This is a genomic window from Vreelandella titanicae, from assembly GCF_014697095.1.
GTDB lineage: Bacteria > Pseudomonadota > Gammaproteobacteria > Pseudomonadales > Halomonadaceae > Vreelandella > Vreelandella titanicae.
In genome coordinates, this window is record NZ_CP059082.1 from 4,245,721 (window position 1) to 4,271,642 (window position 25,922).

At 54.7% G+C, this 25,922-nt stretch carries 20 protein-coding genes and 1 riboswitch; of the genes, 12 read left to right on the forward strand and 8 right to left on the reverse strand.

Annotated features, from left to right (window positions below):
• Nucleotides 1-9: 9 nt before the first annotated feature.
• On the forward strand, nucleotides 10-2,028 hold the full coding sequence (locus tag HZS52_RS19655; RefSeq protein ID WP_190373436.1) for a pyrroloquinoline quinone-dependent dehydrogenase: 2,019 nt from the start codon (nucleotides 10-12) through the stop codon (nucleotides 2,026-2,028).
• Nucleotides 2,029-2,098: 70 nt separating this feature from the next.
• Here HZS52_RS19655 and HZS52_RS19660 read toward each other — a convergent pair whose 3' ends face one another.
• The 3 genes from HZS52_RS19660 to HZS52_RS19670 are packed head-to-tail and all read right to left on the reverse strand — an operon-like array spanning nucleotide 2,099 to nucleotide 5,868.
• Nucleotides 2,099-3,220, reverse strand: coding sequence for a hypothetical protein (locus HZS52_RS19660; protein WP_138800051.1), 1,122 nt, complete (start codon nucleotides 3,218-3,220; stop codon nucleotides 2,099-2,101).
• 34 nt (nucleotides 3,221-3,254) lie between these two features.
• A complete protein-coding gene (leuA, locus tag HZS52_RS19665) occupies nucleotides 3,255-4,961 on the reverse strand; it encodes a 2-isopropylmalate synthase (protein ID WP_190373437.1) in 1,707 nt (568 codons plus the stop codon).
• Nucleotides 4,962-4,977: 16 nt separating this feature from the next.
• A complete protein-coding gene (locus HZS52_RS19670; protein WP_138800049.1) occupies nucleotides 4,978-5,868 on the reverse strand; it encodes an ion transporter in 891 nt (296 codons plus the stop codon).
• A 175-nt stretch (nucleotides 5,869-6,043) separates the two neighbouring features.
• On the opposite strand from HZS52_RS19670, the gene HZS52_RS19675 reads away from it, so the two are divergent.
• The 6 genes from HZS52_RS19675 to HZS52_RS19700 all read left to right on the forward strand — a co-directional run bounded on the left by HZS52_RS19675 (nucleotide 6,044) and on the right by HZS52_RS19700 (nucleotide 11,935).
• Entirely contained in the window at nucleotides 6,044-8,884 is a 2,841-nt protein-coding gene (locus HZS52_RS19675) for a monovalent cation/H+ antiporter subunit A (RefSeq protein WP_190373438.1), read from the forward strand.
• Nucleotides 8,884-9,216 (forward strand): Na+/H+ antiporter subunit C, encoded by a 333-nt coding sequence (locus HZS52_RS19680; protein ID WP_022523997.1) that lies wholly within the window; start codon nucleotides 8,884-8,886, stop codon nucleotides 9,214-9,216. Before HZS52_RS19675 ends, HZS52_RS19680 begins: the two co-directional genes overlap by 1 nt.
• Nucleotides 9,213-10,724, forward strand: coding sequence for a monovalent cation/H+ antiporter subunit D (locus HZS52_RS19685; protein WP_141441301.1), 1,512 nt, complete (start codon nucleotides 9,213-9,215; stop codon nucleotides 10,722-10,724). Before HZS52_RS19680 ends, HZS52_RS19685 begins: the two co-directional genes overlap by 4 nt.
• Nucleotides 10,721-11,218, forward strand: a complete 498-nt coding sequence (locus tag HZS52_RS19690) for a Na+/H+ antiporter subunit E (protein WP_138800046.1) — start codon at nucleotides 10,721-10,723, stop codon at nucleotides 11,216-11,218. Before HZS52_RS19685 ends, HZS52_RS19690 begins: the two co-directional genes overlap by 4 nt.
• A complete protein-coding gene (locus HZS52_RS19695; protein WP_138800045.1) occupies nucleotides 11,212-11,481 on the forward strand; it encodes a K+/H+ antiporter subunit F in 270 nt (89 codons plus the stop codon). Before HZS52_RS19690 ends, HZS52_RS19695 begins: the two co-directional genes overlap by 7 nt.
• Before the next feature lie 67 nt (nucleotides 11,482-11,548).
• Nucleotides 11,549-11,935: a Na+/H+ antiporter subunit G gene (locus HZS52_RS19700; RefSeq protein WP_027959043.1), complete on the forward strand. Its 387-nt coding sequence runs from the start codon at nucleotides 11,549-11,551 to the stop codon at nucleotides 11,933-11,935.
• 135 nt (nucleotides 11,936-12,070) lie between these two features.
• On the opposite strand, the gene serB is transcribed toward HZS52_RS19700, so the two are convergent.
• The 5 genes from serB to pgi form a co-directional block, all read right to left on the reverse strand.
• Nucleotides 12,071-12,997 carry a phosphoserine phosphatase SerB gene (gene serB, locus HZS52_RS19705; RefSeq protein ID WP_190373439.1) on the reverse strand — a complete coding sequence of 309 codons (927 nt, stop codon included), beginning with the start codon at nucleotides 12,995-12,997 and terminating at the stop codon, nucleotides 12,071-12,073.
• Between the two features lie 20 nt (nucleotides 12,998-13,017).
• Nucleotides 13,018-15,273 (reverse strand): DNA topoisomerase IV subunit A, encoded by a 2,256-nt coding sequence (gene parC, locus HZS52_RS19710; protein ID WP_223827969.1) that lies wholly within the window; start codon nucleotides 15,271-15,273, stop codon nucleotides 13,018-13,020.
• 74 nt (nucleotides 15,274-15,347) lie between these two features.
• Nucleotides 15,348-17,315 carry a methyl-accepting chemotaxis protein gene (locus tag HZS52_RS19715; RefSeq protein ID WP_223827970.1) on the reverse strand — a complete coding sequence of 656 codons (1,968 nt, stop codon included), beginning with the start codon at nucleotides 17,313-17,315 and terminating at the stop codon, nucleotides 15,348-15,350.
• Nucleotides 17,316-17,440: 125 nt separating this feature from the next.
• The gene (gene parE, locus HZS52_RS19720) at nucleotides 17,441-19,336 is read right to left on the reverse strand and encodes a DNA topoisomerase IV subunit B (protein ID WP_009287735.1); all 1,896 of its coding nucleotides are present in this window, start codon (nucleotides 19,334-19,336) and stop codon (nucleotides 17,441-17,443) included.
• A gap of 266 nt (nucleotides 19,337-19,602) precedes the next feature.
• Entirely contained in the window at nucleotides 19,603-21,285 is a 1,683-nt protein-coding gene (pgi, locus tag HZS52_RS19725; protein ID WP_190373440.1) for a glucose-6-phosphate isomerase, read from the reverse strand.
• Between the two features lie 159 nt (nucleotides 21,286-21,444).
• On the opposite strand from pgi, the gene cmoA reads away from it, so the two are divergent.
• The 5 genes from cmoA to HZS52_RS19750 all read left to right on the forward strand — a co-directional run bounded on the left by cmoA (nucleotide 21,445) and on the right by HZS52_RS19750 (nucleotide 25,854).
• Nucleotides 21,445-22,188 (forward strand): carboxy-S-adenosyl-L-methionine synthase CmoA, encoded by a 744-nt coding sequence (gene cmoA / locus HZS52_RS19730; RefSeq protein WP_022524005.1) that lies wholly within the window; start codon nucleotides 21,445-21,447, stop codon nucleotides 22,186-22,188.
• A gap of 2 nt (nucleotides 22,189-22,190) precedes the next feature.
• Nucleotides 22,191-23,270: a tRNA 5-methoxyuridine(34)/uridine 5-oxyacetic acid(34) synthase CmoB gene (gene cmoB / locus HZS52_RS19735; RefSeq protein ID WP_223827971.1), complete on the forward strand. Its 1,080-nt coding sequence runs from the start codon at nucleotides 22,191-22,193 to the stop codon at nucleotides 23,268-23,270.
• Nucleotides 23,271-23,316: 46 nt separating this feature from the next.
• A riboswitch (TPP riboswitch) is annotated at nucleotides 23,317-23,420 on the forward strand.
• A 57-nt stretch (nucleotides 23,421-23,477) separates the two neighbouring features.
• The gene (locus HZS52_RS19740) at nucleotides 23,478-24,041 is read left to right on the forward strand and encodes an NUDIX hydrolase (RefSeq protein ID WP_022524007.1); all 564 of its coding nucleotides are present in this window, start codon (nucleotides 23,478-23,480) and stop codon (nucleotides 24,039-24,041) included.
• Nucleotides 24,042-24,104: 63 nt separating this feature from the next.
• A complete protein-coding gene (locus HZS52_RS19745) occupies nucleotides 24,105-25,076 on the forward strand; it encodes a thymidylate synthase (RefSeq protein WP_022524008.1) in 972 nt (323 codons plus the stop codon).
• A 43-nt stretch (nucleotides 25,077-25,119) separates the two neighbouring features.
• Nucleotides 25,120-25,854: a class I SAM-dependent methyltransferase gene (locus HZS52_RS19750; RefSeq protein WP_041158013.1), complete on the forward strand. Its 735-nt coding sequence runs from the start codon at nucleotides 25,120-25,122 to the stop codon at nucleotides 25,852-25,854.
• Nucleotides 25,855-25,922 lie beyond the last annotated feature (68 nt).

Below are 25,922 nucleotides of genomic sequence, written 5' to 3' on the forward strand. Positions count from 1 at the left end.
GAGCCGCCCATGCCGACATTATTACCCACCCCGTTTAAATCGATAACCCCAGGCTTAGGCGCAGTCACCGCCCTGGCGATCTGTTTTACGCCCTTGCCGTTACTGGCTCAGGGTCAACCCAGTGAGCAGGAGAATCCCGAGCAGGAAGAAGCGCCCAGTCGCGCTCCCATCCCGCTGGTGCCTGGCGAGCCGACCTGGAACAGCTTCCATGGCCAGCTTAATGCCCAAAAATATAGCCCACTTGATCAAATCAATACTGATAACGTCGGCGAGCTGGAGAAGGTATGGGAAGTGCATACCGGCGATGTCGCGGATGGCTCGGGGGAATTGCCAGCCACCGTTTGGTCAGCGACCCCGGTGTTTGCTAACGATACCCTTTATATTGGTACCCCCTTCTATCGCATACTCGCGTTAGACCCCGGTAGTGGCGAAGAGAAATGGAGTTTCGATACTCAATCCTCTCTGGAAGCGCTAACTCAACCCGCCTTGAAAAACCGTGGTGTGGCCTACTGGCAAGCCGACGATCCGGTAGCAGGCGAGCCCTGTCAGAAAATTATCTATATGGGCACCATGGATGCACAGCTTTTCGCGGTTGATGCCGATAGTGGCGAACAGTGCGCCGACTTTGCCGATAACGGTGTGCTCGACGTCAACCAGTGGAACGACACCAACGACCGCTGGCCGCTTTCGCTACTACAACCCCCTACCGTGGTGGGAGACCACTTGGTACTCGGCTGGGCAGGGATGGACTGGGCCTACGAACAGGCGCCACCCGGCACTGTTTACTCAATTAATGCCCGCACTGGAGAACGTGAATGGACGTTCCAGGCACTTTCCGATGAGATGCGCGATCAAAGCGGCACCGCCAATGTCTGGACACATATGTCCGCCGACGAGGAGCGTGGTTTAGTCTATCTGCCGGTTTCCTCACCCTCGCCGAACTACTGGGGCGGCAATCGCACCGAAGAAGTGCCTCTGGGCACATCCACCACTGCCCTGGATATCGAGACCGGCGAAGTGGTTTGGTCGCGGCAGTGGGTACATCACGATATCTGGGATTACGATATCAATGCCGCACCAACGCTGATGGACATCACAGTAGATGGTGAAGAAATACCGGCACTCATCCAGGCAACCAAAATGGGCTTTCTGTTCGTGGTTAATCGCGAAACAGGCGAAGACGTTTGGCCGATTGAGGAGCGCCCGGTACCCAGCGGCGACGGCAGCGTTGAGGGCGAAGTTTACGCGCCGACCCAGCCTTTCCCGACTAAACCGGAACCGCTGTTAGATCAGTCTGAAAAGCCCAACGTCTGGGCGCCGGCCGACGCGGTTAGCTTCGGAGAGTGTTCCGCATTGTGGGACGATCTTCACTATGAAGGCATGTACACCCCACCGACGACCCAAGGCGAAGGCACCCTTGGCTTTCCCATCAGCGCGGGCGGCGTTCAGTGGGGCGGCGTAGCCTTCGACCCCGAAAGCCAGACAGCGATCGTCAATACCTCGCACATTGTGCAGTACATAAAACTCTATAATCGCGAAGATTATGACAAAGCGGATAGCGGCTCCGGCAACGAAAGCGGCTTCGCCCCTCAAGAAGGCGCCCCCTACGGGATGCGCCTTGAGGTAGCGCTTAACCGGCTAGGCATGCCCTGCTGGGAGCCCCCCTTTGGCGAGCTTGTCGCCCTGGATATGACCAGCGGTGATATCAAATGGCGTCGTCCGGTGGGTGCATCGCAACAGTATGGCTTTTTTATGCCTGAGAGCTGGGGCTCGCCCACCATCGGTGGCCCGGCCGTAACCGCAGGCAATATTATCTTTATTGGCGCTTCCATGGATGCCAAGGTGCGTGCCTACTCCCTTGAGACCGGCGAGGAGCTCTGGTCAGACCAGACCGAAGCCCCCTCCGTCTCGAACCCCGCGGTCTACGAGTACAATGGCCGCCAATATGTCGCCTTTGTTTCCGGTGGCAATACCATTCTGAAAGACCAGGTGGGTGATCAGATCGCGGTCTACGCGCTGCCAGAGTAACCCTTAGCGTAAAACGGGGCGGCCTCAGAGGCTGCCCCGTTTACGTTAACAACTACTTTCTCTCACTGCTTCAGCCAAGATCACGGGTCTGAGGCTTGGTACGCCTGGCTAACTGATTGTTTGCCGCCCTAAAGCATACCCGCATCAGCGGCACCAGCAGCCACAGTATCGGCGTAAGTAGCCAGCGGTAAATAAAGCGCGCAATGAAGAGTACTGGCAGTAGCACGATGAGCCAGATAAGAAACTGACCGAGCCAAACCGGCCAGCCTAGCCAGGAAGAGAGGTTGGCGCCAAGTGCGCTCACAAGGCTTGGATGGCGAACCACTACATAGGCAGTGCCCGCCACAGCGGCTACTTTGGCCATACGTGGCAACGCCGCAAAACGCCCGCCACCACTCATTAACGCGCCTTGGCGCAAACCAGCACGAGTCCCCTGGGCTTCCACACTGCCCACCCGGGCAGCACGAGCGGCCTTGCCTGCCCGCAGCACCTTCACGGTGCTGGCCATCACGAGTAGATCGACACCGGCCCAGCCTAGATCGGCGGCGCCAATGTCGTCACCCCGCCGCCACTGGCTTTCCAAATCGCGTAGCCCGCTGGTGAAGAAATCGCCTAGGCCCGCAACCAGACGCTCACCCTGTAGCCACTCCACGTCGCCTTGTTCACTGACCACAAACTGGTTGAGCAGCGCGTGACCATTGGCATCCAGCAGCACAATGCCCATCTGCCCACGTCGATAAGGAGTAAACGCTGAATCCGCATCTCCCTCCTCATCGCTCCACCAGCGGCTGAATTGCTGATAACGCTCACCGACCCAGTACTGCGCCTTTAGCGTGGCCACATCGTGGTTGCGAAAGTAGCTAATGGGAAGTACGGCGTCAGCCCCATAGCGCACCAGTACTCGCTGAAAATTGGGCAGTAAGCCGTACTCCACTAATACATCGCGGGCCATATCACCGTGGCGCAAAATCGCCAAAGAGGCGCTCATCCACAGCGCCTGATCGTCAGCATAACTGAGAAACAGCGCATTGAGCTCCGCTGTTTCCTGCTGAAGCGCCGCCTCTAGCGAGGGCAATGCCCGCTGAGCTTCCAATCTTACCAGTTTGGACTCAAACGGCTCATGAGAGGCCAATGTTGATGCTAGCCCGGCGATCACTATCGCGGTTACTACCATTATCTGCCAGGGCCGCATTGCAATTCACCTCGCTCAACTGGTAACTGCAGTATTACCCCAACGTCTCTGCCGTTACGTTGGCCGCCGCAGGCTGGGTCGAATAGTGGCGATTGATCGCACTCAATACCCCCTTCATCGACGCGCTGGTAATGCTTTCATCGTTACCTACACCGAATACCGCTTTGCCGTCGATACGCACTTCCACATAGGCGATCGCTTCAGCGTCGGCGCCCTGGCCACGGGAGTGCTCGTGGTAGTCAATAATCTCTACATCGTGCCCTGCGGCTGCCAGTGCTTTAACAAAGGCCGCTAACGGGCCGTTGCCCTCGCCCTTTAACGTTTGCCGTGTACCGTTCTCCTCAATCACGGCGTCCAGCGTGACTTTGGGGCTGTCAGGTTCAGACGACAAACGGTGGTTAACTAATGCAAAGGGTACTCGCTGCTCTAAATACTCATCCGAGAACGCCTGATAGATCATCTGCGAGGTGATCTCACGCCCGGTGCGCTCTGCCACTTCCTGAACGACCTGACTAAACTCGATGGAAAGCCGTCGCGGTAGCTCAATACCGTGTTCCTGCTCAAGCAGGTAGGAAACACCGCCTTTACCCGATTGGCTGTTAACCCGAATCACCGCTTCGTAGCTACGGCCCACGTCCAGCGGATCGATAGGCAAATAAGGCACATCCCAAACGGCATCAGGGTTGGCGCGACGATCCGCCATGCCTTTTTTGATCGCATCCTGGTGAGAGCCGGAGAAGGCGGTAAACACCAAATCGCCCACGTAGGGGTGGCGCGGATGCACCGGCAGTTGGTTGCAGTACTCCACTTCGCGCATGATGGGCGTGATATTGGAAAAATCGAGCTGGGGGTTAACGCCCTGGGTATACATATTCATCGCCAGGGTGACGATATCAACGTTGCCGGTGCGCTCGCCATTCCCAAACAGCGTACCCTCAACGCGATCAGCTCCGGCCATCAGCGTCAGCTCTGCCGCCGCAACGCCGGTACCGCGATCGTTATGGGGGTGAACGCTGACAATCAAGTGGTCGCGGTTTTTGACGTGGCGACAGAACCACTCGATCTGGTCGGCGTAGTTGTTGGGCGTGGCGACTTCTACCGTGGCAGGCAGGTTCACGATCATGGGCTTATCGGCGCGGGTGCCATAAGCGTCCATGACCGCTTCGACGATCTCAACGGCAAAGTCCATCTCGGTGGTAGTGAAGAGTTCCGGCGAGTACTGGAACGTCCAGTTGGTTTCTGGTGCGGCGTCCATCTGCGCGCGAATCTGCTGGGTTGCTTCGACGGCGATTTGCACGCATTCAGCTTTATCGACATTGAACACTACCCGGCGAAACATGGGATCGGTAGCGTTATAGACGTGGACGATAGCGTTTTTGGCGCCTTGTAGCGCTTCAAAGGTGCGTTCAATTAAGTGCGGACGTGCCTGGGTTAGCACTTGAATGGTCACATCCTCAGGAATTTTATCCTGCTCAATCAGCGAACGAACGAAATCGAAGTCGGTTTGGGAGGCTGACGGAAAGCCCACTTCTATCTGTTTAAAACCGACACTTAGCAGCATGTCGAATAAGCGCTGTTTGCGCTCCTGATCCATAGGGTCGATCAGCGACTGGTTACCGTCGCGCAGGTCAACGCTACACCAGACAGGCGCTGTTTCAATACGCTTGCTCGGCCACTGGCGGTCGGGCAGATCAACGGCCACAAAGGGGCGATACTTTTTGGCAGGATCAGTCAACATCATGGCGGCTCTCCTAAAATCAGTCAGTTGTGGGCTTATCGCTGTGCTTACCGCCCGCGTCATTCTGGTGTGTTGGGGCTGTCGAGTATGCTTGAGAGAGCGCTGACTCCATACGGTCAAGCTGCGCTTTCAGCCCGCGAACATCATTGCGCAGCGACTGCAGCTCGGCTTCTTCGCCTTCGCCGTTGTCCAGCGCCATTTGCGCGCTCTCTTTCTGCATCACGTCCAGCACAATACCAATCATCATATTGAGAAAGATAAAGGCGTTCAAAAAGATAAAGGTGAGAAAATATATCCAAGCGTAGGGGTAGACCTCCATGGCCGGATACAGCACAGCGGTGGCCCAGCTCTCAAAGGTCGCCACCTGAAATAGAGTTAGCATGGCCAGGGAAATATTGCCCCACAGCCCCTCGTCTACATTGTGAAACAGAAAGCTCCCAATGGCAGCGTATATATAGAAGATGATAAACATCAGCAGTACCACATAGCCCATCCGTGGCACCGACTTCACCAGGGCGCTAAGTAGCATCTGAAGTTCAGGAATCATCGACACCAGGCGCAGTACCCGGAAAATGCGCAGCAGCCTGGCCAGTAGCACCATTTCCGAGTCATCCATGGGGATAAGACTGGCAGTCACAATCAGGAAGTCAAAAACGTTCCAGCCCTTTTTGAAGAAGTCGAGCAGGCTGCGCTCCGCGGCCATTCTGATTAAAATCTCAATCAGGAAAAATATCGTTACCGCGATATCGAGATAAAGCAGCCACTGCTCAACCTGAGTGGTTTCGTCGTAGGTTTTTGCCCCGATCACCAGGGCAGAAATGACGATAATGGCGATCACCATCGCTTCAAAAAGCTTATTAGAGCGTAGCTTTTCAAATCGGGCCTGCCAGGTAGTAAAGGACTCACTCATGTAACAAAAAATCTCTCAACGGTTAATCCGCACACTTTATACTAAAATTACACACCTGCTACACAAGTGATATCCTGTTGTTTCACTTGATGTATCCTACGCCACCAGAACGCCTCTTTAGACGCCCTGTTGGTACTCTTTTGACTTTTTTTACTTTAGCCGCTGGATGATCCCCATGACACTGCTTTGGATAGCCTTATTGCCTCTGCTAGGCGTACTGGTGCCGGCACTCACCGCACGGCGCGGGCGCGGTTTCTGTTCCCTTGCAACGGCGGTGCTGCCCGCTACCGCCCTCGTAATGACGCTACTCAACGTGCCAGCTCTTTTAGATGGCGAGCAGCTACGTTTTTCGGTCACCTGGATGCCGGAACTGGCACTGAACTTGGCGTTCCGCCTGGATGGGCTATCGCTGCTGTTCAACCTATTGATACTCGGCATCGGTCTGCTGATTATTCTTTATGCTCACTACTATTTAGCCAAAGACGAACCCTATGGCCGATTCTACGCCTTCCTGATGCTTTTTATGGCGTCAATGGTGGGTATTTCAATGTCGGACAACCTGATTCTGCTATGGCTCTTCTGGGAGTTAACCAGCCTCTCTTCGTTTTTGCTGATCGGTTACTGGTCGCACCAGTCGGATGCCCGTAAAGGCGCACGCATGGCGCTAACAGTCACCGGCGCGGGCGGCCTTGCGCTATTGGCGGGCTTACTGCTGTTGGGCGATATGGCGGGCAGCTTCAATATGGGCGATGTACTGGCTAGCGGCGAAGTGATTCTGGCGGATTCCCGCTACCCGCTTATGCTGGGTTTGGTACTGCTGGGGGCGTTTACCAAATCAGCACAGTTCCCGTTCCACTTTTGGTTGCCCCACGCCATGGCGGCACCCACGCCAGTATCAGCCTATCTGCACTCGGCCACCATGGTTAAAGCGGGCATTTTCCTGATGGCACGACTGCACCCCGCCATCGCGGGTAGCGAGCTGTGGAGCGTGGTGGTCTCCCTGGTCGGTATCATCACCATGCTATATGGCGCTTGGTTTGCACTGTTGAAGACCGACCTAAAGGGTATTCTGGCGTTCTCCACTGTTAGCCATTTAGGCTTGATTACCGTGCTGCTGGGTATCGGCAGCCCCATGGCGATTTTAGCTGCCCTGTTTCACATTCTGAATCACGCCACCTTTAAAGCCGCACTGTTTATGAGTGCCGGCATTATCGATCACGAGACCGGCACCCGGGAGCTGAAACAGTTGGGCGGGCTGAAAAAAGCCATGCCAGTGACGGCACTCTTGACCACGCTAGCGGCTGCCTCAATGGCGGGCGTACCACTATTTAATGGTTTCTTATCCAAAGAGATGTTCTTCACCGAAGCGCTAGCGACGCCCGTGTTAGGCGGCCTTAGTTGGCTATTGCCCGCGCTGGCAACACTGGGCGGTATCCTCTCTGTGGCTTACTCGCTGCGTTTGGTGCACGCCGTTTTCTTCAAACCGGCACGTGAAGCACCACCGAAATCGCCCCACGAGCCGCCGCACCTTATGCGTTTTCCGGTAGAAATATTGGTAGCCCTGTGCGTGGTAGTGGGCCTGTTCCCGGCTTTTATGGCAACGGGATTATTAGAGCTCGCCAGCCAAGCGGTGATTGGTAGCCCACTGGATTTCCATCTGGCTATTTGGCACGGTGTGAATCTACCGCTCATCATGAGTTTGCTCGCCTTTGTGGTGGGTATTGCACTCTATTGGCGCTATGGCGAGGTGCGTCGATTTACCCAGCAGTTTGCCGGGGTCGATGCCCGGCGGGTGTTTGAGCGCATGCTTGTCTCCATGGGCTATCGCGCCGAGCAGCTTATTGCCAAGCTTGAAGGCAATTCGCTACAGCGTTATGTGGGCTGGCTCTGGCTAGGCGCATTAGTCATGGGTGGGATCGGCCTGGTTCAGATCACTGACTTAACGGGTGCTGCTGGCAATCAAGAGCTGGATGGTATCCTCATACTCGGGGCGGGGATGCTGATGTTTGGCGGCGTGGCCACCGCTGCCACTCACCGCTACCGGCTGATCTCTCTGCTGATGCTATCGGTCGTCGGGCTCTTTGTGGCGCTCACCTTTGCTCGTTTCTCAGCACCCGATTTAGCGCTGACACAGCTTTCGGTGGAAGTGGTGACCATGATCCTGTTGATGCTGGCGCTATTTTTCTTGCCCCAAAAGACCCCGCGCGAATCCAGCCCACTGCGCAACGTTCGCGATATGCTGCTGGCAGGCACGCTAGGCTTGGTGATTGCCAGCCTTAACTACGCGGTCATGACCCGCGAGACGCTGTCGATTTCCAGTTTCTTTGTGGAAAACAGCAAGCCCGGTGGTGGTGGCTACAATGTGGTCAATGTGATTCTGGTCGACTTCCGGGGATTCGACACCTTGGGTGAAATCACCGTACTCGCCATCGCTGGCCTGGCGATATTTAAGCTGCTGAACCGCTTACGCCTGTTTATGCCGCACAGTGACGGCGAAGGCCGGGTATGGTCACCTGACCGCTACCCAGCGGTACTCACGTCAATTTCAATGACGCTGCTGCCACTAGCGCTGTTGGTATCTGCATTTATCTTCCTGCGCGGCCATAACCAGCCAGGGGGTGGCTTTATCGCGGGGTTGATTACTGCGGTAGCCTTGATCCTGCTGTACATGGCCCGGGGTGTGGCGTGGGCGCAAGAACGTTTGGACTTCCCTTTCCAACCGGTAGCCGTCATTGGGGTGGCGATAGCCACTCTAACCGGGCTGGGTAGCTGGCTATTTGGTCACCCGTTCTTAACATCCGCATTTGGCTATTTCAGCCTACCACTCATCGGTACCTTTGAACTGGCCACCGCGCTGCTCTTTGATCTGGGTGTCTACTTAGCGGTGGTGGGCGCTACGCTGATGATTCTTGCCAACCTTGGTAAGGTCACCACCGCTCACCGCCCGGTGACCGAAGCAAGCGAACAGGATGCAGATGCCAGCGCCGCCGCCACCTCTGCCAAGGAGCCTCGTTAATGGAACTGCTTTATGCGATGACCACCGGTGTATTGACTGCTTCTGGCCTCTATCTAACGTTACGCGGCCGTACTTTCCCGGTCGTGGTGGGCCTTACGCTGCTCTCTTACGCAGTGAATTTGTTCCTGTTTTCGATGGGGGGATTAACCACTGATGGCGCTGCCATTGTCTCTGAGGGTGCAGGTTTCGCCGACCCGTTGCCCCAGGCACTAGTGCTCACGGCCATAGTGATTGGCTTTGCGATGACGGCGTTTGTGGTGATCCTGGCCATGCGGGCGCGGAGTGAAGTGGGGAACGACCACGTCGACGGTAAAAAGGAAGACCGAGAATGATGCAGCATCTAATTGTTTTCCCTGTCGTTCTGCCGCTAGTCGCGGGCATATTGCTGCTCTATCAGCGCCAAGGATTAGTGCGTTACAAGCGCACGGTGAGTGTTGTGGCCACGGTGCTACTGCTGCTGGTTGCGATAGGCCTATTACGCCAAGCCGCCAGTGGGGAGATCACCTACTACGCGCTGGGTGACTGGCAAGCCCCGTTCGGCATCGTATTGGTACTCGATCGCCTCTCGGCGTTAATGCTACTGCTGACTGCCGTATTGGCCGTTGGCGCAGTGGTGTTTGCCTGCGCTGGTGACGATGAAAAAGGCAGCAACTTCCACGGCCTTTTTCAGTGGCAACTGCTGGGCATTAACGGTGCTTTTTTAACCGGTGATTTGTTTAACCTGTTTGTCTTTTTTGAAGTTCTGCTGCTGGCGTCCTACGCCCTGCTGCTTCACGGCGGCGGTAAAGCGCGTATTCAAGCCAGCGTCCACTACGTGGTGCTCAACCTAGCGGGATCTTCGCTGTTTCTGATTGCAGTGGGGATTCTGTATGGCGCAACAGGCACGCTAAATATGGCCGATATGGCGATCCGGGTAGCCGAACTACCCGAAGAGCGTGACGGCTTAGTGAGCGCTGGGGCACTGATGCTGCTAGTCGTGTTTGGGTTAAAAGCCGCCATTCTGCCGCTCTACTTCTGGCTGCCCAAAGCTTACGCCTCGGCCCCCGCGCCAGTGGCGGCGCTGTTTGCCATCATGACCAAAGTGGGTATTTACGCCATTCTGCGCGTCTACTCGCTCATTTTTGGCGATAGCGCTGGCGGTTTGGAGGCGCTGGAACAGCCCTGGGTGTGGTGGCTATCGCTCGCTACCCTGGCTGCCGCAGGCGTTGGGGTAATGGCCGCACGGGACTTACGACTGCTGGTTGCTTATTTAGTGCTGGTGTCAGTGGGCACGCTGCTGGCGGGTATCGGCATGCGCTCGCCACAGGCGGTCTCTGCACTACTCTACTATTTGATCCACACTACGTTGATCACCGGGGGTCTGTTCCTGCTAGCGGAAATGATTGGCCTCCAGCGTGGCAAAGCGGGTACTCGCATAGTCAAGGGCCGCCCTATGGTGCAGGGCGCAGCACTCGCCATGTTGTTTTTTGTCGGCGCTATCGCCGTCGCAGGCATCCCGCCGTTCTCCGGCGCTTTCGGCAAAGCATTGATGCTCAATGCTGCCGAAGGCACCCAGCGACTATGGCTATGGCCGCTGCTGCTGCTAACCAGTTTAGCCTCGCTGATAGCCCTCTCCCGGGCTGGCTCTACGCTGTTTTGGCGTAGCCACCGGGGCACGATCAGCGGTACGCCGCTTTCCCATTGCCAGTGGTTTGGGGTTATTTGGCTGCTGAGTGCAGCCCCTCTATTAGTCGCCATGGCCGGGCCAGTGAGCAGCTACACTCAAGCCACGGCTGAGCAATTAGCCAACCCCCAGGTGCTGATTCGCACGCTACTACCTGATGCTGGAGATGCCCAATGATTGCTCCGCGCTCCTGGCTACCCACGCCTGTTTTATCGATACTACTGCTCGTCGTTTGGCTGCTGCTGGTACGCAGCTACGCCTTTGGTCAATTCGTACTCGGTGGCTCGTTAGCCATTTTGATCCCACTGCTGACCCACCGCTTTTGGGATGCACGCCCCCGGATCTCTAAGCCTCTCGCCTTACTGCGCTTTGTACTTCGAGTACTAGGCGATATCGTAGTGGCCAATTTCGAAGTCGCGTATTTGATTGCCAACCCCTGGCGAAGGATGAAACCTCATTTTATTGAATATCCATTAATGCTAGAGGATCGATTTACTATCACGCTGCTGGCTAGCACCATTAGCCTGACTCCCGGTACTGTCTCCGCCAATCTGCGCCTGGATGGCAAGTCACTGCTGATTCACGCCTTAGATGTAGACAATGAGGAGGCGCTGATTAACCAGATTCGTGAGCGCTACGAACGTCCGCTCAAGGAGATTTACGAATGCTGAGCATTGCGCTTTATATCACCTTATCCCTGGTGGTGATGGCACTGTTGATGAATCTCTACCGGCTTACCATCGGCCCCAGCCTGCCCGACCGGGTACTCGCCCTGGACACTATGTACGTCAACTCGATTGCACTGATCGTGCTGCTGGGACTATGGCTGAACAGCAAAACCTATTTCGAGTCGGCGCTGCTGATCGCGATGCTAGGTTTCATCAGTACCGTTGCGGTGTGCAAATATATTCTGCGCGGAGATATTATCGAATGAGTACCGTGATCGTCGCCTCCATAAAGAGGCAGCCGCTATGCCAGAAAGGCTCATGCCAGGGGGCGTTATGTCAGGAGTAATAGAGGCGGTTATTTCGCTGCTGCTGGTTGCTGGCGGCATCTTTGTGTTTATTGGTTCGCTAGGGATGGCCCACTTGCGTGACTTTTATATGCGCCTGCATGGCCCGACTAAGGCCACCACTCTGGGTATCGGCTGTATGCTGATCGCTTCGATGATGTATTTCTGGAGCGTGGATGGCAAACCCGATATTCAGGAAATGTTGATTACGCTCTTCCTGTTCATTACCGCCCCCGTTAGCGCCCACTTGCTGGCCAAGTCCGGCTTGCACCTGCGTTTAAAGCACGCTGATAAAACCCAGGGTAAGCCAGTAGAGCTGCGCCCGGAAGAAGTCGGCGATAAACCGGTACCCCACCCGGATAAAGGCCATGGCTGAAAGCTAAGCAACCTCGCTTTTGTCATTGCGAGCGAAGCGCGGCAATCTTGGGTTGAACTGCGCCTGCGCAGGTTGAGATTGCCGCGTCGCAAGCTCCTCGCAATGACACTTTGCGCGACTGTGCCAAAGCAGAATTTACGGGGTTAAATCCTGCTGGTGATAGCCCAGTAGATAGAGCACGCCATCAAGGCCCGAGGTTGAAATCGCCTGGCGCGCCTGGGCACGCACCAGGGGCTTGGCCCGAAACGCAATCCCCATGCCCGCTTTGGCAAGCATTTTCAGATCATTGGCGCCATCCCCTACCGCAATCGTTTGACCCAGGGTAAAACCTTCACGCTGAGCAATGGACTCTAATAGTTCGGCTTTGCGCTCGGCATCGACGATCGGTTCACTTACTTCGCCGGTTACCTTGCCATTTTCGATGATCAGTTCATTGGCATGGATCTCGTCAAAGCCCAGCTTCTCCTGTAAGTGGCGAGCAAAGTAGGTGAAGCCGCCGGAGAGGATGGCGGTGCGAAAACCTAAGTGCTTCAGGTTAACCATTAAGCGCTCTACGCCTTCCATTAGCGGCAATTCCTCAGCGATCTCCGCCAGCACGGACTCATCCAAACCTTCAAGTTTACTCATCCGCTCACGAAAGCTCGCTTTGAAATCCAACTCGCCGCGCATGGCACGCTCGGTGACTTCTGCGACTTCATCACCCACACCATGGCGGCGGGCCAGTTCGTCAATCACTTCAGCTTTGATCAGCGTGGAGTCCATATCGAAACACACCAAACGGGGCTGAACGTGATCGCGAGTATTCGCTTGGACAACAATATCGACACTCAGGGTTTCGCTCAGTACCAATGCCGCATTGCGGACAGCTTCAATATCCACGTCACCTACCAGACGGTACTCAATACAGTCGATGCACTTATTCTGCTGTAACGAGGCGTCGGCAAGGCGCTGGGTGCTCTTTTCTTGTAGGCCAAACTGCACGATCAGTGCATCTACCTGGGATTGAATATCTGCGTTTAAACGTGCCGCTAAAACGGTTAGGATCAAGTCACCGCCTGCCATCACTTAGCTCCTGCCATTATTTACTCTCCTGCCTCTAAACGGTCGACTTTCTGGAAGCCACGGGGCAACTTGCTACCGCGGCGGCCACGCTCGCCACGATAATAAGCTAAATCGTCGGCTTTTAGGGTTAGCTTGCGCTTACCAGCATGAATCATCAGCGCATCACTGGCAGCGAGAACCACAATGCCGGTAACAAACTCCTCCCGGCGGGCAGCGCGTGGGCCAGGGATATCGAGCATCTTATTGCCTTTGCCCTTGGACATTTCCGGTAGTTGATCCAAGGGAAACAGCAGTAGCCGGCCTTCGTTTGAAACCGAGGCAACCCACAGCTCGTCGCCCTCTGGCACTTCAACCGGCGCCATCACATTGCAGCCTTTGGGCAGGCTGAGCACCGCTTTACCGGCTTTGTTTTTACCGGTGAGCGTATCGAGCCGTGCCACAAAGCCATAACCGCCGTCAGTGGCGAGCACGAAGCGCCGCTCCGGCGGTGCGAACATCAGTCCCGCCATTTTCGCCCCAGCGGCAACGTTCGCGCGACCGGTGACCGGCTCCCCCTGCCCCCGCGCACTGGGAAGATTGTGAGCAGACAGCGTATAGGCACGACCGGTGTCATCCAGCAGCACCAGCGGCTGATTGGTTTTACCTTTCGCCGCCAGTTGGAAGCTATCCCCGGCTTTATAGGAGAGCCCCTCGGGGTCGATATCGTGCCCCTTGGCCGCCCGAATCCAGCCTTTATCGGAGAGCACCACGGTAATCGGGTCAGCGCCCAGCAGCTCCACTTCTGAAAGCGCCTTGGACTCTTCGCGCTCGACCAGCGGTGAGCGACGCTCATCGCCATGCTCTTTACCTGCTGCGCGGATCTCTTTTTCAATCAGCGTAGTGAGCTGGGCTTCGCTGCCCAGCAGCCCCTCTAGATATTTGCGCTCTTTTTCCAGCTCATCCTGCTCGCCGCGAATTTTCATTTCTTCGAGCTTGGCAAGGTGACGCAGGCGTAACTCTAAAATGGCTTCGGCTTGGCGCTCAGAGAGACTAAACGTTGCTATCAGCGAGGCTTTAGGGTCGTCCTCCTCGCGAATAATGCGGATCACTTCGTCCAGATCAAGGTAGGCAATTAGCAAGCCTTCCAGGATATGCAGCCGGTCTTCGACTTTGCCTAAGCGGTGCTCTAAACGACGACGCACCGTGCTGCGCCGGAACTGCAGCCACTCACCCAGCATTTCGGGCAGCGGCATCACCCGTGGGCGGCCGTCCAGGCCGATCACGTTCATGTTCACCCGCACGTTCTTTTCCAGGTCGGTGGTGGCGAATAGGTGCGCCATCAACGACTCTACATCAATGCGGTTGGAGCGTGGTTCGATGACCAGGCGAGTCGGCTCTTCGTGGGTCGACTCATCGCGCAGGTCAGCCACCATGGGCAGCTTTTTGGCCTGCATTTGCGCGGCAATCTGCTCCAATACTTTGGCACCGCTGACCTGATAGGGTACGGCGGTGATAACAATATTGGCTTCTTCGCGGATGTAGCGGGCACGCAGCTTGACCGAGCCACGCCCGGATTCGTAGAGCTTCCGAAGATCCGCGGGTGGGGTAATAATTTCTGCATCGGTGGGGAAATCCGGCGCGGGCACGAATTCCATTAAATCAGCGGTGGTCGCCTTGGGGTTACGTAGTAGATGACAGGTTGCTTCGACCACTTCCGAGACATTATGGGGAGGAATATCGGTGGCCATGCCAACCGCAATCCCTGTGCCACCATTGAGCAGCACATGGGGTAACTTGGCCGGCAGTACCAGCGGCTCTTGCATGGTGCCGTCAAAGTTGGGCGCCCAATCGACGGTGCCTTGGCCTAGCTCGCCCAGCAGCACTTCGGCGAACTTGGAAAGCTTGGCTTCGGTGTAGCGCATGGCGGCGAAGGATTTGGGGTCATCGGGGCTACCCCAGTTGCCTTGGCCGTCTACCAGCGGGTAGCGGTAGCTAAATGGTTGCGCCATCAACACCATGGCTTCGTAGCAGGCGCTATCCCCATGGGGGTGGAATTTACCCAGCACGTCACCGACGGTACGCGCCGACTTTTTGTACTTGGCGTTGGCGTGCAGCGCCAGCTCGCGCATGGCGTAAATTATCCGCCGCTGCACGGGTTTCATGCCGTCGCCAATATTGGGCAAGGCGCGGTCGAGAATGACGTACATCGAGTAGTCGAGGTACGCTTTTTCGGTGTAGTCGCGCAGGGAGAGACGCTCGACGTCTCCTTCCGCTACTTGAATATCCATGTCGATCATATCCTACCTTGACAACAAAACCGCCCCTGTTGGGGCGGCTGATAAGCGGACACGCGGCCACTTAACATGGCTCGCTATGTTAATTGATACCTTTCGTTTGATGCATTGGATAGCGCTGCCGTAGATGACGCTTCTTGAGAACTACCGTGAAACTCGTCTAACAGCCCTTTTAAGCGCTGAGCCTGTAATGACAGCTCATTGGCAGCACTCGCCGCTTCGCTAACCAACCCGGTATTTTGCTGCGTCACCGTATCCATTTGCGTGACCGCCCGGTTGATTTCATCAATACCGTTGGTCTGCTCGCCAGACGCTTGGCTGATTTCGCTAATACGTGCAGTAACCTCTTCAATCGCCACCACGATATCTTTCATGGCGGATTCAGCTGCTTGAGCATAGCCACTACCGGTGGCAATCTGCTCTGAGGTGGTTTTAATCAGCCCATTAATGTTTCTGGCAGAAGCAGCGCTACGCGACGCCAGCTCACGTACTTCGCTGGCCACTACGGCAAAGCCACGCCCATGTTCACCGGCTCGCGCCGCCTCTACAGAGGCATTTAACGCTAAAATATTGGTTTGGAAGGCAATGTTTTCAATCACATCGACTATCGAAGAGACCTCAGTAGAGCTTGCGTTGATAGCCTCCATGGATTGCGCCAGCCGTGATACCTGCTCTCCACCCTGTTTCACTTTTTCTGCTGACTCTTTCGCTCGCTGATCCGCCTCTTGAGCGTTATCAGCATTGCGCTTCACCGTAGCGGCCATCTCTTCCATCGTAGAAGAAGTCTCTTGCAGAGAAGCCGCTTGCTGCTCAGTGCGGCTAGAAAGCTCGGTATTGCCCGCGGCAATTTCCGTCGATTCACTGGCAATGGCATCCGCTACGCCACGCACATCACCAAACAGGCGCTGCAACTTCTCCGCGTAGCGATTCACAGCACCGCGTAGCTCGCCGATTTCATCATCGCGATAAATGGTCAGTTCACGACTGGAACCGCCCTGGCCCAGTTGATCAATCTGCCCAGTAGTGCTGCGAATCTGACGTAACAAGATACGCCCACCCCACCAGCCTAGCGCGAGCAGCAGCGCCAACAGCGGTAAAATAAACATCAATAAATCACGCGTTAAGGTGCGCGCCAAGGCTGTTACCTGTTCGCTAGGCGTTACCAAGCCGAGTGTCCAGCCAGTGTCTGGCATATCAAACAAACGCACTGCCGCAGGCTCGTCCAATACGCCCGCACTTTCTACATTGGCCTCATCACGGCCAGCCTCAACGGCCTCTACAACGGGCTGAAGCCAAGGCATATCCCCCACTAAATCGCCCAGGCCGCGCATTTCATCCGACGCCTGCTCAACGCCCGGTAGGTCAATCACGTTGTGATCTTTATCCAGTACAAAGGCATAGCCGCCCGTTCCACCACCATTTTCGGCGAGAAACTCAGCAACACCGTTTAACTGCATATCAATGGTGGCCACACCGGCAAAGTCATTATCGAGGTAATAAGGCACACTACAGGTCACCATCGCGACGCCGGTCGCCGGATCGCGATAAGCAGCAGACCAAACACACTGCCCGGGGGTCGCATCACGGGCACTGCTGTACCATGCCTCATCATGATAGGCGGCAATATCGCTTGCGTTATAGTCATCCAAAAATTCCAGCTCGCCCTGGGCATTGCGTGCCCAAAAAAAGCTAAAGCGCTCGACACCCGAGGAAAATGCGCCGGGTTCAGGCCAAATACCGCCGCCCGCCACCGTGGCATTGCCGTTGTCATCAACGACATTTGGCAAGGCCTCAAGGTAAATGGCTTCTTCACGCGGCAGCGATTCGGCCAAAGCCGCCAAGCTCGATGTATTGCCTTCGACCCGGGCTAATTGACCATTGAGCGCATTGACAATCGAGCCCCCCGTACGCTCTATCAATGACTGGCTCGCATCGATAACCAGCGGCTGACCTCGCCACGCCATTACGCCGTAAATACTGGCCGCCATCAGAAGCATAAGTACGACTGCAGACAGCGTTAACTGTCGAGATATCGTGTTAAACAAAAGCCTTCCCCTTATATATGAATGTACGTTTATTACGTCTTTTTAGTATGTAAGCTCTACATTCAACTATCGGCTAAAGTACGCGTTACTGTAACAACGGCTTGTTAACGCTTGTCTGCTTTTACCTACACTTCGATATCGGCAAGATTGCCGTAATCTTCCAGCCATTTTTTGCGATCACCGGCACGCTTCTTGGCCAGCAGCATATCCATCATTTCCATGGTGCCGTCGCCGACGGTCAACGTCAGTTGCACAAGGCGACGGGTTTCCGTCGACATGGTGGTTTCACGTAGCTGTAGCGGGCTCATCTCACCCAGACCTTTAAAGCGCTGCACATTAGGTGTGCCACGCTTATTGGCCAGTTGCTTGAGAATGGCGGCTTTTTCGCTCTCATCCAGGGCGTAGTGCACTTCTTTACCCAGATCGATACGGTAAAGAGGTGGCATGGCGACATACACATGGCCTGCGTCTACCAGGCTCGGAAAATGGCGTACAAACAGCGCGCACAGTAGCGTGGCAATGTGCAAGCCATCGGAGTCGGCATCGGCGAGAATACAGATCTTGTGATAGCGCAGCTTTTCCAGATCAGCGCTGCCGGGGTCAGCGCCAATGGCGACGGCGATATCGTGCACCTCCTGGGAACCGTAGATATCGTGGGTTTCCACTTCCCAGGTATTCAGGATCTTACCGCGCAGGGGCAGTATCGCCTGGGTCTCGCGGTTACGCGCCTGCTTGGCACTGCCGCCAGCGGAGTCCCCTTCGACCAAAAACAGCTCACTCTGGGCAGGGTCTTGGCCGGAGCAGTCCGCTAGCTTACCGGGCAAGGCCGGGCCGGACGTGACCTTTTTACGGGCGACTTTTTTGGCTTTTTTCTGGCGATTTTGCGCCGCGCTGATGACCAGCTCGGCAATCGCTTCGGCTTGATCCACATGGTGGTTCAGCCATAGCGAGAAAGCATCTTTAACCACGCCGGAAACAAAACCGGCAATCGTGCGCGATGACAGCCGCTCTTTGGTTTGCCCGGCAAACTGCGGGTCGAGCATCTTCACTGAGAGCACAAAGGAGGTGCGCTCCCAAAGGTCATCAGCGGTGAGTTTGATGCCGCGGGGCAACAAGTTGCGGTATTCGCAGAATTCCCGCAGCGCGTCCAGCAGCCCGGAACGAAAGCCGTTTACATGGGTACCGCCCTGAGGGGTGGGAATAAGGTTAACGTAGCTCTCCAGCAGCGCTTCGCCGCCTTCTGGTAGCCATTGAATCGCCCAATCGACACCGTGCTCGTCGTCATTGAAGTGGCCTACAAAAGGCTCCTTGGGCAGTACTTCATAACCATCGGTGGCTTCAACTAAGTAGTCGCGCAAACCATCGGCGAACTCCCACTCTGTGGAAGTGCCGTCAGGTTCTACCAGCGTGACTTTCAAGCCGGGACACAGCACCGCTTTGGCACGCAGCAGGTGTTTCAACCGGGTTAGCGCTAACTTGGGGCTATCGAAGTAGCTCTCATCCGGCCAGAAACGCACCAAAGTGCCACTTGCCCGCTTGGGGGCTTTACCAATTTCATGCAGCTCTTCGACTTTCTCACCGAACTCGAAGGCCATGGCATGGCGTGCCCCATCCCGGGTAACTTCGACATCCAACCGGCGCGATAGCGCATTAACCACCGAGACACCTACCCCGTGTAGGCCGCCGGAGAAGCGGTAGCTAGTGGAGGAGAATTTGCCACCCGAGTGCAATTTGGTAAATATCAGTTCAACGCCCGAAACACCGTGTTCAGGGTGTAGGTCGATGGGCATACCACGGCCATTATCCTGCACCTCAATCCCGCCGTCGCTATGCAGCACGACGTTAATCATGGTGGCGTGGCCCGCTAGCGCTTCATCGACGCTGTTATCAATCACTTCCTGAGCAAGGTGGTTGGGGCGTGTGGTGTCGGTATACATACCGGGACGCTTACGTACCGGCTCGAGGCCCGACAGGACTTCGATGGAACTCGCGCCGTACTGAGAGGCATCAAACTGAGTCATGTAACGTCGGTTCCCTGAAAAATCGTACTGGCAGCCATATTGATTGCTGAAACGAGTGATTGGCGGCTGGCAAAGAGGCACAGGATAGCGGAAAAGCAAAAAGCTGTATATCTAGCCATGCTTCATGCTTGTTACCAGGGGCGCCGGGGATAGGTCGCAGAGGAGGTCATTTGCCATGGATGGCAAATGTAGCGCCCATGGATGGGTTTACAGCGCCTCCTCGTAGACCTGTCGCCGGGTTAGCCCCAGCTCGCTATCTGCTTAATTCACTCCTGCTCAGCCGCCCAAAATGCTTCAATCAATCCCTTACTAGAAGCATCCATCCGCGATAGATCTCCCTCATGGTCGATAATCTTTTGAGTATCCGTGGCAATCTGTTTGCCTAGCTCAACGCCCCACTGATCGAACGGGTTGATATCCCAAATCACCGCCTGAACAAAGACTTTGTGCTCGTAAAGCGCGATAAGCGAACCAAGGGTCGCTGGGGTGAGCTGGTCAAGCAGCACCGTCGTCGAGGGCTGGTTACCACGATAACGCTTATGCTCTGGCCGTGGGCCGTCGTCCTCCAAAGCGTCATCACCAAGCATTAATACGCGGGACTGCGCAAAACAGTTGGCCAGTGCCAAGCGATGCTGGGTTTTAAGATGGCGGCGGGTATCCGGGTCTTCCACCTCATCGTACCGCTTGAGCGGCGCGATAAAATCGCACACCACTGGTTGAGTTCCCTGATGTAATAGCTGATAAAACGCGTGCTGGGCGTTGGGGCCCAACTGCCCCCAGAGCACAGGGCAGGTGGAGTAGTTAATCGGCTGGCCTTGACGGGTAACCGACTTGCCGTTGGACTCCATCTCAAGCTGTTCAAGATAGGCGGCGAAATACTCCAAGCGCCCATCGTAGGGCAGAATGGAGTGCGCGCGGATATCCAGGAAATTGACATTCCAGATGCCCGCTAACGCCAGCAGCACGGGCAGGTTCTCCGCCATTTCTGCCTCAGCAAAATGGCGATCCATGGCGTGCGCACCGGCTAAAAACTCGCGGAAATTCGCCATCCCCACCACCAGCGCAATCGGCAAGCCAATGGTGCCCCACAGCGAGTAGCGCCCGCCGACCCACTCCCAAAAGGTTAACTGGTGATCCTCCGCAATGCCCCACTCGGTCATTTTCTCAGGGCTCGCCGACACACCAATAAAGTGCTGACGCACCACCAACTCAGCGCTAATCGGCGTCGCACCATGCTGGGTCAAGCGGCTAAGTAACCACTCCCGTGCGGTGTTAGCGTTGGAAAGTGTATCAATGGTGGTGAACGACTTGGATGACAACACAAAGATAGTAGTTTCAGGATTCAACCGGCTCAGATAGTCCGCTAGCTGGGAGCCATCCATGGTGGAGGCAAAATGCACCTCAACCGGATGAATATCTTTGGGCCGAAAATCTGCCAACGCATGGGTAACCATTAACGGGCCCAGATCTGAACCGCCTACGCCCAGGTTAACCACATGCCGAATCGGCTTGCCGGTGGCACCACGCCACTGCCCTGCGTGCAGCCGACTGACCAAGCGCTCCATTTGAGCAAGGCTTTCGTGTACGGCAGCGACAATATCCTCACCCTCAACCTCCAGCGTCGCATCAGCGGGTAAACGCAGAGCCGTATGTAACGCCGGGCGGTTTTCGCTGACGTTCACTCGCTTACCGCTCAACAGCGCTTCAATAGCAGAGGGTACGCCCGCTTCACTAGCCAGCGTAAACAGATGTTCGAGGGTATCATCATCCCAGCGCTGCTTGGAAAGATCTAGCGTCAAGCCCGCCACCTGGCGAGTAAAGCTTTCCCAGCGGGAAGGCTCGGTGCCAAACAGCGTTTTCAAGTGGACATGCTGCAGCGTTTCAGCGTGATGCTTTAACGTCTGCCATGCCGGTAACGTATCGGGTGTAGCGCTTGATGCTGAGGCCATTTAGCTTCTCCAGTGGCGTCGATCCTTGCAGCGGGGTTCATTAAACAGGTTAATAACCTTAAACAGGGCTGTTCTATGTGAGTCTGTGCTAGACAGGCCTGTTCTAGTCAATTAAGGGCGCGTAAACTAGCACGCCTTTTCCATGATCCCGGCTTGCCCATGAGTGATGCATCTTACCGTGACGCTATCTTTTCGACACCCCTTGACCGAGTCGCGCGGTTCTCTTTCGACGAAAAGGTGGTCGCCTGCTTTCCTGACATGATCCGCCGATCGGTACCCGGCTACGGGCAAATTCTTGGCATGTTGAGCTTAATTGCCCAGCGCCACCTGCGCCATGGCGCCCATGTCTATGATCTAGGCTGTTCGCTGGGCGCTTCCGGCCTTGCGCTGGCAGGGGCGCTGGCGCCTGACGCCTTTCGCTATACGGGCGTTGACCTATCGCCCGCCATGGTCGCCCAGGCTCGGCAAACCTTTGCTGACGAGTGCCCAGCGTACGCTATGCAGGTCGAAGAAGCCGACATTCGTACCCTAGAGTATGCGTCTTCGGGCATGATCATTCTCAATTTTACCCTACAGTTTCTACCCGCCGCCGACCGCGATGCACTACTGGCGCGGCTTTATGCAGCGCTGGAACCCGGCGGCGTGCTGATCCTCTCGGAGAAAACCGTCGACGCCGACGAGCGCGACAACGCCTGGCGGGTAGAACGCTACCACGATTTCAAGCGCGCCAATGGGTACAGTGATCTGGAAATCAGCCAGAAGCGCACCGCTCTTGAGAACGTACTGGTGCCGGATACCCTCGATGCACTTCATGGTCGTTTGAAACAAGCAGGTTTTCCACGTTCGATGACCTGGTTCCAGTACCTTAACTTTGCCTCGCTGATTGCGTTTAAGGAGGGTTAAAGGTGGCGCCACTACCCGACGATCATCGCGCAATTTATCAGGCGTTTTTAGATCAAGCCACGCTGGATGCCTCGCTAACGCCCTGGCTAGCGAAGCTACCCGAGCAGTTAGCTCACGGGCTTGACCGTAACCGCCACGGCGATTTATCCGCCTGGGAAAAAGCCGTGGCCAAGCTTCCGGCGCTGCCCGCTGAGCGGCGCGTGGATTTAAACAGCGACACCGTCAGCGTTGATCTTGATCTTAGCGATAGCCAGCAGCGCCAATGCTTTAACCTGCTTAGAAAGCTTGCCCCGTGGCGTAAAGGCCCTTTTCAGCTAGGCGGCATTTATATCGACACCGAGTGGCGCTCTGACTGGAAGTGGCAAAGAGTGGCGCCACACCTGGCACCGCTAAAATATCGCAAAGTGCTCGATGTGGGTGGCGGCAGCGGTTACCACGCTTGGCGGATGGCCGGGGCAGGTGCTGCTTTTGTGCTAATCATCGACCCTTCGCCACGTTTCTACTGGCAGTTTCAGGCAGTACGCCACTTTGTGGGTGATGCGGATGGCGGCAGAACGCAGTTTTTACCCGTGGGCATTGAAGATGTGCCTGAGAATCTGGGCTTTTTCGATACGGTATTTTCCATGGGCGTGCTCTACCATCGCCCTGCCCCGTTGGAACATCTTCAGCAGCTAAAAGCCGCGTTGGCGCCGGGCGGCGAGCTGGTACTGGAAACATTGGTAGTCGAAGGCGACGAGCAGACCGTATTTGTGCCCGGCGAACGTTACGCCGCCATGCCCAACGTCTACTTCCTACCCTCTTCTCAAGCTCTCTGCCACTGGCTGGAGCGCTGCGGCTTTACCAACGTGCGCGTGGTCGATGAAGCCGTTACCACGTTAGACGAGCAGCGCTCGACGGAGTGGATGACCTACCAATCGTTGGCTGATTTTCTCGACCCCAACGACCGCACCCGCACCATTGAAGGCTACCCTGCACCGCGGCGGGCGGTGATTTTGGCGAATAAGCCGGGCCAATTAGCCGTTAGCCAAGTGTGCGAAGAAGGTGTCAAAACCGCCCCGGCGTCCGCCAAGCCGCCGCATTGAATTGCCCCCCCAAATATTGACTTATACTAAAACTCATAGTAACAGTAACTTTTCCGAGGGGTGCCTGTTATTCAGGCTGAGATGGAGTTATCCAAACCCTTTGAACCTGATCCGGCTGATACCGGCGTAGGAACGGACATAAACCATATATGAATCTGTTTTGACACCTACGCCTGTATTATCCGAATCTCAATGCAGGAGTGTATCGTGTCGCAAGGTAACTCAACGCCCGCTAACGCATCTACGCTCAGTAGTACCTCCCCTTTTAACACGTCTGATAAAAACCGCCTGAACTCCGTACTTGCCAAGCCACGCTTGGCAGCAATCGCCGTAACTCTGCGTAATAATGAAGTTCTCCTCGTCCAACGCAGTAAAGAACCTCAACGGGGCACTTGGGGCTTCCCCGGAGGATCAGTGGAACCGGGAGAAAGCCTACATTGTGCAGCAAAGCGCGAATTAATGGAGGAAACCGGTATCACAGCATTGGTAGGACCGTTAATTGATGTAGTAGAAGTAATCGGATATGACCCAGAGGGAAGTCACCACCACTTCGCCTTGGTTGCCCTTTTATGTCACTACGTTGATGGCGAGCTACGGCCTGGTGATGATGCTGCGGACTGCCGCTGGGCGAAAGTTATAAACGGAAAACTCAACTTCAATGAAGCCTTAGCTGATCACGTCGCAGATACTGTCGTGAAAGCCTTTAATTTGCACAGTTTGATCGTCAAAGAAAAATCAAACGCGATTCACAGCTCCAATTCAGCTTTTTAAACTACTCGCCATCATTCGTATCAGCAAAATACGCCTCTTTGTCCACCGAAAGAGATGAATATAATGATGCACAAACATTATACGAATTTCACCAGCCTCTACAGAGATACACTGCATAAAATCTGCTTTGAATATGAATATGTTAACTCACCTAGAGGAAATAAAGAGCGAGAACTCATTGGCTTCAATATCCGACTCGACAATCCTCCTGATCGTTTTTGTCTAAGCAAAATACGCAAACAAAATATTGTTTTTAATTATGCAGAAGCGTTATGGTATTTATCAGGTAAAAACGACTTAGCATTTATTTCCTGGTACGCCCCTTCAATGCAACGCTACAGCCCAGATGGTATAAGCTTACCTGGTACTGGTTACGGAGCTCGTCTTAAAAACTTTGGTGCAGACACGCTCGATCAAATCGAACGAGTGATTGATATCCTTAAAAATGACGATCCCGACAGTAAGCGCGCTGTCCTTCAAATATTTAGTGCGGAAGAAGATCTTTATCGACGCAATATCGACGTTTCATGTACCTTGGGTCTTCAGTTGCTACTCCGCGAAGAAAAGTTGAACATGGTCAGCTATATGCGTGCAAATGATGCCTACGTTGGCATGCTGAACGATATTTTCTCTTTTACTTTCTTGCAAGAGTATATTGCTGCCCGCATAGGCTGCAAAATCGGTCACTACACACATCAAGTTGGTTCTATTCACGTCTATGAAAGCACACATGAGCGTGCGCTTGAACTTTTGAATAGTAATGAAACTATACCCCAGCCAGGCACAGTACCTTTAATGCCAATTGGCACCTCCCCGACTACCATACGCAAACTATTGGAATATGAGTCAGAGATCCGTAGCGGCTTGTTGACGTTTAATGATATGGCTAATCTTAACCTAACGACGTATTGGCGAGATGTGCTGATGTTGTTCTGGATCTATCGCCAAATCAAGATAGGGAATGCGCTGCCTCAAAAGGCGTTAGAGATAATTAACCCCTACTATCAACCGTTTCTTATTAATCGCTGGGGATAGTACAAGCATTCATACATGAGCAAATATTAGGGGATTTATTTTTATGAATACTAATTGGACTGAACAAAATATCGCCGAGCTTTTTGACGCTTATGATGATTGGGTGGAGAATGCTTTTGGCTATCAACCACTCATCGCGGAGTTAACCTGCTCTTATGGCAAGGGAATTAGTGTATTGGACTACGGCTGTGGCAGCGGCAAAGTGTCCAGAAGATTAAGAGACGACGGATTCGACTATGTCACCGGTGTTGACATCTCTCCAACAATGATTGAAAAAGCAATATCCGCAGGCACTAACCGTCTTCGCTTTGAGCAAATCCATGGTCCAAATTTGCCATTTCCTGATAACAGTTTTGAAGCTGTCATTAGTTGTTTTCTGTTTATTAACATTCCCGAAAGACGTGAACTAGTACGCATCACTACGGAAGTAATGCGCGTACTTAAACCTGGCGGCTCCTATTACATCCTCGACACTCATCCTCAAACCACCGGAGTCGATTATCCGACCTACCGCAATGGAGAGCATGGTATTTCCTATCAAGACGGAGATAATCGCCCAGTCTACCTCACGATACCGGGAAGGCAGCAACCATTAGAGATTGTCGACAAACAATGGGGTTTATCCACATATCGAAATACATTCGCCGCAGCGGGGCTTTCACTAACCACAGAACGTAATCTACCATTTGACAATTCGCAGTTGCCAGTTCATACGAATGAATTCCGCACTCTACAGGACACAAAACCCTATATTCTACTGCGCGCCACAAAGCAATAAAGACAGACAATAGGTATTAACTAAGTGCCTATGAAAAAGTAAATCAGGTATAAATATCTAGTAAGCTA

Coding starts and splice junctions, on each gene's coding strand:
- HZS52_RS19685 (WP_141441301.1), top strand. CDS start 9,213: ATGATGCAGCATCTAATTGTTTTCCCTGTCGTTCTGCCGCTAGTCGCG.
- HZS52_RS19750 (WP_041158013.1), top strand. CDS start 25,120: ATGAATACTAATTGGACTGAACAAAATATCGCCGAGCTTTTTGACGCT.
- HZS52_RS19655 (WP_190373436.1), top strand. CDS start 10: ATGCCGACATTATTACCCACCCCGTTTAAATCGATAACCCCAGGCTTA.
- serB (WP_190373439.1), bottom strand. CDS start 12,997: ATGGCAGGCGGTGACTTGATCCTAACCGTTTTAGCGGCACGTTTAAAC.
- parE (WP_009287735.1), bottom strand. CDS start 19,336: ATGACTCAGTTTGATGCCTCTCAGTACGGCGCGAGTTCCATCGAAGTC.
- HZS52_RS19675 (WP_190373438.1), top strand. CDS start 6,044: ATGACACTGCTTTGGATAGCCTTATTGCCTCTGCTAGGCGTACTGGTG.
- HZS52_RS19670 (WP_138800049.1), bottom strand. CDS start 5,868: ATGAGTGAGTCCTTTACTACCTGGCAGGCCCGATTTGAAAAGCTACGC.
- cmoA (WP_022524005.1), top strand. CDS start 21,445: ATGAGTGATGCATCTTACCGTGACGCTATCTTTTCGACACCCCTTGAC.
- HZS52_RS19695 (WP_138800045.1), top strand. CDS start 11,212: ATGCTGAGCATTGCGCTTTATATCACCTTATCCCTGGTGGTGATGGCA.
- parC (WP_223827969.1), bottom strand. CDS start 15,273: ATGATCGACATGGATATTCAAGTAGCGGAAGGAGACGTCGAGCGTCTC.
- HZS52_RS19680 (WP_022523997.1), top strand. CDS start 8,884: ATGGAACTGCTTTATGCGATGACCACCGGTGTATTGACTGCTTCTGGC.
- leuA (WP_190373437.1), bottom strand. CDS start 4,961: ATGATGTTGACTGATCCTGCCAAAAAGTATCGCCCCTTTGTGGCCGTT.
- HZS52_RS19700 (WP_027959043.1), top strand. CDS start 11,549: ATGTCAGGAGTAATAGAGGCGGTTATTTCGCTGCTGCTGGTTGCTGGC.
- HZS52_RS19745 (WP_022524008.1), top strand. CDS start 24,105: ATGATGCACAAACATTATACGAATTTCACCAGCCTCTACAGAGATACA.
- HZS52_RS19690 (WP_138800046.1), top strand. CDS start 10,721: ATGATTGCTCCGCGCTCCTGGCTACCCACGCCTGTTTTATCGATACTA.
- pgi (WP_190373440.1), bottom strand. CDS start 21,285: ATGGCCTCAGCATCAAGCGCTACACCCGATACGTTACCGGCATGGCAG.
- HZS52_RS19660 (WP_138800051.1), bottom strand. CDS start 3,220: ATGCGGCCCTGGCAGATAATGGTAGTAACCGCGATAGTGATCGCCGGG.